Origin of the sequence: Pseudorhodoplanes sp. (assembly GCF_035565795.1) — a bacterium.
Classification (GTDB): domain Bacteria; phylum Pseudomonadota; class Alphaproteobacteria; order Rhizobiales; family Xanthobacteraceae; genus Pseudorhodoplanes.
In genome coordinates, this window is sequence record NZ_DATMRV010000025.1 from 1 (window position 1) to 3,403 (window position 3,403).

At 62.9% G+C, this 3,403-nt stretch carries 3 protein-coding genes; 1 reads left to right on the top strand and 2 read right to left on the bottom strand.

All coding sequences use genetic code 11. The annotated features are described in order from the left end of the window. Positions 1 to 417, top strand: a 417-nt coding sequence (locus VNZ93_RS02355; protein ID WP_325699519.1) for an NAD(P)(+) transhydrogenase (Re/Si-specific) subunit beta, incomplete at its 5' end; no start/stop codon positions are given. A gap of 82 nt (positions 418 to 499) precedes the next feature. On the opposite strand, the gene hpaD is transcribed toward VNZ93_RS02355, so the two are convergent. Beyond that, positions 500 to 1,483, bottom strand: a complete 984-nt coding sequence (gene hpaD, locus VNZ93_RS02360; protein ID WP_325699524.1) for a 3,4-dihydroxyphenylacetate 2,3-dioxygenase — start codon at positions 1,481 to 1,483, stop codon at positions 500 to 502. Between the two features lie 124 nt (positions 1,484 to 1,607). Next, positions 1,608 to 3,122, bottom strand: a complete 1,515-nt coding sequence (gene hpaE / locus VNZ93_RS02365) for a 5-carboxymethyl-2-hydroxymuconate semialdehyde dehydrogenase (RefSeq protein ID WP_325699527.1) — start codon at positions 3,120 to 3,122, stop codon at positions 1,608 to 1,610. Positions 3,123 to 3,403: the final 281 nt, after the last annotated feature.

Consider the following 3,403-nt stretch of genomic DNA (forward strand, 5'->3'; position numbering starts at 1 on the left):
GCGCTCCGCGAGATGGCCGATCATCTCAAGAAGGAAGGCGTCGAGGTCAAATACGCGATCCATCCGGTCGCCGGCCGCATGCCCGGCCACATGAACGTGCTGCTGGCTGAAGCCAACGTCCCTTACGACGAGGTGTTCGAACTCGAGGACATCAACTCGGAATTCCCGCAGGCCGACGTCGTCTACGTCATCGGCGCAAACGACGTGACCAACCCGGCAGCCGAAGACGATCCGTCGTCTCCGATCTATGGCATGCCGGTGCTGCAGGTCTGGAAGGGCGGTACCGTGATGTTCAACAAGCGCTCGCTCGCTTCGGGCTATGCCGGCATCGACAATCCGCTGTTCTACCGTGACAACACGATGATGTTGCTCGGCGACGCGAAGAAGATGACCGAGAACATCGTCAAGGCGATGTAACTCCGTCGCTCCCGCGAAAGCGGGAGCCCATATCGCACAGCGTTGGGGATGGGTCCCCGCCTTCGCGGGGACGACACGCGGCCTACCTTGCCACGATCGGCTGCGCCTCCAGCACCGGCTCGCGCACAGGAACGCCGGTGAACGGCGAGCCTTCCTCGAACCAGGATTTCGGCGCCGGGTGGCCCCATAGCGTTTGGCGCTGCGCGTCGTGCAGCCCCCAGCGCAGCGGCTCGAAATCCGGATCGACCGTCAGATAGTCCGACGTGAAAAGCTCCACGCGGTGCCCGTCGGGATCGCGGATATAGAGGAAGAACGCATTCGAAATGCCGTGCCGGCCGGGCCCGCGCTCCATGTTGGCGAGATATCCGGACGACGCCATGACATCGCAGATGTGCAGGATGTCGAGCGCGCTCGCGGTCCACACGCCGATATGGTGCAGGCGCGGTCCGCGCCCGTTGGTGAACGCGATATCGTGGACGTTACCCTTGCGGTGCATCCACACCGCCCAGAGCTGCGGATTGTCGCCGTCCGTCTCGGTATATTCGGTCAGCCGGAAGCCGAGTTCGGTATAGAAATCGTAGGACGCCTGCACATCCGGCGTGAAGCAATTCAGGTGGTCGATGCGCTGGATGCGCGCGCCCTTGTAGGTCGCGTATTTGCGCAGCATGCAATCGGCCTGGTCCATGCGGAAATAGAAGTCGAGCGGCATGCCGAAGAGATCGCAGGTGCGCAGCGTCCGACCCTGATACGGAATGTCCGGGAACGAGGTCGGAAAGCCCTTGTGCGCGAACCAGAAGGCGGCGCGATCGAGGTCCTCCTCGCTTGCCACCTTGTAGCCGAGCGCCGGGATCGACGGCTCTGTCGCCTTGCGCAGCACGATCGAGTGGTGATTGCGCTCTTCGACCGCGCGCAGATAGATCGCATCCGGGTCGTCGTCAGTGATCAGATAGCCAAGGCAATCGACATAAAAGGCGCGCGACGCGCTCAGATCGCGCACGCCGAATTCGACGTGGCTCGCCCGCACGATGTTGAAGGGGGGTGTGAAGTTCGGTTTGCGGATGGGCATTGTCGTTCTCTCCTCCGTCATGCCCGCGCTTATCGCGGGCATCCACGTCGTTTCTTGTTGCTAGCGAAGTCGTGGATGGCCGGGACAGGTCCGGTCATGACAGTCGCTAATGTTCAACGCGGCGTCAGGCTCCAATCTTCGGAATCTTGTGATTGTCGAGCGCGATCGCGATGTTCTTCGTCTCCATGTAGAAGTCGAAGGAATAGTCGCCGCCGTCGCGGCCAATGCCGGACGACTTGACGCCTCCGAACGGCGTCGGCAGGTGGCGGACATTCTCCGAATTCACCCAGATCATGCCGGCATCGAGCGCCTGCGCCATGCGGTGCGCTCGCCCGACGTCCTTGGTCCACAGATAACCGGCGAGGCCGTAGCGCACGTCGTTGGCGAGCGCGATGGCTTCCTGCTCGTCGGCGAACGGGATCATGGTGAGCACCGGACCGAAAATCTCTTCCTGAGCGATCTTCATGTCGTTGCGGGCGTTCAGATAAAGCGTCGGCTCGACGAAATTGCCTTTCCCGCCGTTGGCACGGCCGCCGCCAACCGCAACGGTGGCGCCAGCTTCGCGCGCCGCGCTGACGTAGCTCAACACTTTCTCGACATGGCGCGGATGGATCAGCGGCCCGATCTCGGTCGCAGCGTCCAGCGGATGTCCGATCTTGATCTTTTTCACGCGCTCGGCGGCGCGCTTGGCGAATTCGTCGTAGATCGAAGCATCGACCAGCGCCCGGCTGGATGACGTGCAGCGCTCGCCGTTCAGCGAGTAGATCATGAACAGGCAGGCGTCGAGCGCGCGGTCGATGTCGGCATCGCCGAATACGATCACGGGATTCTTGCCGCCGAGTTCGAAATGCACGCGCTTCAGCGTGGCAGCGCCCTGTCGCATGATGGCGGAGCCGGTCGCGCTTTCGCCGACGAAGCCGATCGCCTTAATGTCGGGATGTTCGGTCAGCGCCTTGCCGGCTTCCTCGCCCATGCCATGCACGACATTGAGCACGCCGGGCGGCAATCCGGCGTCGAGGCAGATTTCGGCAAGAAGCTGTGCGGTGAGGGGAGACCACTCCGCCGGCTTGTGCACGACCGTGCAGCCGGCGGCGAGCGCCGGCGCGATCTTCCAGGTCGACAGCATGAACGGCGTATTCCAGGGCGTGATGACGCCCACGGGACCGATCGGCTGGCGGATGGTGTAGTTGAGATGCGTTTCGGTGGGCAGCGACAGGCCGTCATTCGCGCCGGGCGCACGATCGGCATAGAAGCGAAAATTCTCGGCGCCGCGCAAAGCCGCCTTCGACATGTAACGGATCGGTTGACCCGTATCCATGCATTCGACGTAAGCGATTTCGTCGGCGCGCGCGACGATGGCGTCGGCAATCTTGTGCAGGATCGCTCTGCGCTTCTCGCCGGAGGTGTGTGCCCAGTTGGTGCGGAAAGCCTTCATGGCGGCCTTTGCCGCTCGGTCGATCTCGGCTGCGCCGCCACGCGCGACTTTCGCGATCGGCGCGTTGTCGACCGGCGAATCGGTCTCGAAGGTGTCGGCACTCGTTTCCGGTTTGCCGTCGATCAGGTGCGGCACGACGCCGTTGCGAAAACGTGCAAGGTACTTTTCGGCGAGAGCTATGGTGTCGTCGAGCGTTGCGGTCATTTGATCTCCCCGCTTGCGCGGCCTTGGACTCCCTCCCCCGAAAGGGGAGTGGTGGGGAGGGTCAAACAGAGCAGCAAAAGACCCCCACCGGATTGCCCGCGCTCGCGCCGGCAATCGACCTCCCCCTTTCAGGGGGAGGTTAAAAAAGGGCGCTACGCCGCCTTCTCTTTCTTGCGCAGCGTGTCGCGTCGCAAGGTGAGCTGGGTGATCTCGTGCATCTCGAGCGCAAGCTGCATCGGATGTTTCTGCAGCGTCTGCTCGAGCGACTTTTCCGCCGCCGC

Coding starts and splice junctions, on each gene's coding strand:
- hpaD (WP_325699524.1), bottom strand. CDS start 1,483: ATGCCCATCCGCAAACCGAACTTCACACCCCCCTTCAACATCGTGCGG.
- hpaE (WP_325699527.1), bottom strand. CDS start 3,122: ATGACCGCAACGCTCGACGACACCATAGCTCTCGCCGAAAAGTACCTT.